This is a genomic window from Micromonospora sp. URMC 106, assembly GCF_051386395.1.
In the GTDB taxonomy this organism is placed as follows: Bacteria; Actinomycetota; Actinomycetes; order Mycobacteriales; family Micromonosporaceae; genus Micromonospora.
The window spans coordinates 1-361 of record NZ_JBPQTP010000262.1 but is presented as its reverse complement, the minus strand read 5'-3'; the positions used below and the strand labels follow the sequence as shown (position 1 = coordinate 361).

Genomic DNA, 361 nt, shown 5'->3' with positions numbered 1-361 from the left:
AGCGTGCTGGGCAGCGCGAGGCCGGTCTCGGCGGTCAGCCGGTTGCGCAGCTCGACCGCGGTGAGCGAGTCGAAGCCGAGGCGCTGGAACGCGCGGTCCGGCGGCACGGACTCCACGGTGGCGTGGCCGAGCACCGCGGCCACCTGGGAGCGCACGAGGTCGAGCAGGGTCGCCTCGGCCTCCGACGGCGGCAGTGCGGCAAGTCGCCGGCGGAGGGCGGAAGCCTGGTCGGTGGGGCCGTCCTCGGTGCGGGCCGCGGCCTCGATGGCCGACTGTGCCTCGGAGATCTCGGTGAAGAGACGACTCGGCCGCATCGCCGTGAACGACGACACAAACCGATCCCACCGCACATCCGCCACCA

Annotated in this window: 1 protein-coding gene; it reads right to left on the bottom strand. The window is 73.4% G+C overall.

The genetic code is table 11. From position 1 onward, the window contains the following. The coding region (locus ACSNOB_RS32040) for an acyl carrier protein (RefSeq protein ID WP_436691194.1) at window positions 1-332 on the bottom strand (332 nt) is incomplete at its 3' end. Between the last annotated feature and the right edge of the window lie 29 nt (window positions 333-361).